The sequence below is a fragment of the Bacteroides caecigallinarum genome, assembly GCF_021531075.1.
GTDB lineage: Bacteria > Bacteroidota > Bacteroidia > Bacteroidales > Bacteroidaceae > Phocaeicola > Phocaeicola caecigallinarum_B.
On sequence record NZ_JADYTJ010000110.1, the window covers coordinates 1 to 2204 of the forward strand.

The 2204-nt window shown below is 32.1% G+C and carries 2 protein-coding genes; both read left to right on the forward strand.

The features are described from left to right. Positions 1 to 227 precede the first annotated feature (227 nt). A complete protein-coding gene (locus I6E11_RS14460) occupies positions 228 to 653 on the forward strand; it encodes an HIT family protein (RefSeq protein ID WP_235338812.1) in 426 nt (141 codons plus the stop codon). Between the two features lie 1054 nt (positions 654 to 1707). Beyond that, positions 1708 to 2118: a hypothetical protein gene (locus tag I6E11_RS14465; RefSeq protein ID WP_235338813.1), complete on the forward strand. Its 411-nt coding sequence runs from the start codon at positions 1708 to 1710 to the stop codon at positions 2116 to 2118. The last annotated feature ends 86 nt before the right edge of the window (positions 2119 to 2204 follow it).

Consider the following 2204-nt stretch of genomic DNA (forward strand, 5'->3'; position numbering starts at 1 on the left):
ATTGTGACTTATGTACACGTGTATGAAACTTTTAAATTCTTAGCTGTTGCTATTTATCATCGTATAATAGCCGCATTTGTGTTTTCATGAGTGCTAATCTTTCTTTTGTCAAAACACTCGGTTTTATATCAATTTTAGTATAAACCTGTCCTACTTTATGTGTAGGACGCTTAATATTTACGTATGAAAAGTGTATTTTTGTATGTCTATTTAAAATATTGTGAAAAATGAAAAGTAATCCAATGGAGTGCCTGTATTGTCAGAATAACAATACATTGCATAGTTTAATGATTGAAATAGCGAAACTAAGTGTTTCCAGAATCTTCCTTTTTAAGGAACAGACGTATAGAGGTCGCTGCCTCGTAGCATATAACGGACATGTTGATGACCTTAATCTTTTGAGTGATGAAGAAAGAAACGCTTTCATGGCAGATGTGGCTCGTGTCACCAGAGCAATGCAGAAAGTGTTCAATCCGGCTAAAATTAATTATGGTGCCTACTCTGATACTTTGGAGCATTTGCACTTCCATCTTGTTCCTAAGTATGTTGATAGTCCTGATTTCGGTGGTGTGTTCCGGATGAATCCTAAGGAAGTATATTTATCTGACGAAGAGTATGCTTCGGTGATTGAGAAGATAAAGAAAGAGCTTTAATATGTTTATTTATTTAGCCCGGTTCACATTCTGTAGTTCAGGTGAGGAACCGGGTTATAATTTTAATGACCAATCTCCTTATATGTGCTGGTTTGTCGCTTTGTAAGTGAAAAGTTCTATTATCTGTCAAAATGCTTGCATTTTTATTTATTATGCATCATTGTTGTTTATAGAAAATATTATTCTAGGAAGTGAATGTTAATTCTTGCCTGTTTTTGCTTTATAATATCTGGATTAAAATTTCTTGAAATGTGAAATGGGATGGATGTATTAACATAAATTCCACGTGTAAAAAAGATTTTTTTTGCCTAGAAGAAAAAAAATTTTTTCCTGTTATTTGATTTAAAACGCTTAGACGTTTCAGAAAAACGTCAAAACGTTTTTCTTGAGGTTTTCACGAGCCATTATTTTAATCTGAATTTGTCGTGTTTTAGACGTGTTTTGTAATGTCAAAAAGAAAGAATTATACTGTGTTGTGTATCTTATCGTTTAAATAAAGGGCTGTATAGTGTGCTTGTGGATGTTTTGTGTATTATTGTGTGTTATTTTGTTTTGTGCCGTGTCTCCGTGGCTTCAATTTTTATTGATGGATAATATCTTTCTCCTGAATATTTAAATCTTAGAAGGGTAGAAAAGCAAAATGTCAAAATGTAAATTATGTCTTTATTATTGTTTAGTAGTGGATTTCACTTTAATGTATTATTTTTAAAGAACATGTTTGAATAATTGATATAAACAGTATAATAAGGAACTTACGATGATAAAAGGTGGTGGTACTTCAATTGCGCAACCACTGGTTGCGCAATTGGGTGAATATAATTTCACCCTCCCCATCAAACATCTGGATTATCGACATATTGATGTATAAAGCCTTTCTGCACCTCTATCTGGTGATTGAATTGAAAGATACAGAGATTCATTGACTAAATTTCGGGCTATTTGCTTGCGTATATTCAGAACTTTTGCGAATATTGCATATAGCTTGTGCGTATGATATTTGCCCATTAAAAGTATGCATACATAAATCTTTTATCAATTTAATTCTATTAACAGCATGAAAACAGGAAATTTATTCAAAATTCTTTTATTAATAATCTTTGCAACGACATTTATCGCATGTGAAAGCGAGGAAAAAGATGGAGATTGGGAAGCGATGAAATGGGAAACCAATGCATCAAATATCAATAAAAACAAGATAGAAGTACCCAAAGAGGGTGGCGTTTATGTCATTAAATGTACGAATTATAAAAGTTTTTGGATTAATGCCTTGTCTGAAAGCGGTGAGTCTCTTTCAATAAGTTATGAAGATGAAAAAATAGAAAGAGAGTGGTACTCTATAAAAATAGATGATGGAAACACAATGACTGTTTCGATTCTATCGAATAGTAGTGATGACAATAGAACTTTGGAAATAGGAATTCAAGCAGGAAATGCTTTTGATTCATTCTTGTTTGAGCAAAAGTAAGAACTAAGATAACTTTTGTATTTTCAGGAATAGCAACAATATTTTAACAATAATAAAATTTAAGAGGGAGTACCACAGAAATTGGT

Bases quoted from the DNA above. Each gene is read 5' to 3' on its own strand.
- I6E11_RS14465 (WP_235338813.1), top strand. From the start codon at position 1,708: ATGAAAACAGGAAATTTATTCAAAATTCTTTTATTAATAATCTTTGCA.
- I6E11_RS14460 (WP_235338812.1), top strand. From the start codon at position 228: ATGAAAAGTAATCCAATGGAGTGCCTGTATTGTCAGAATAACAATACA.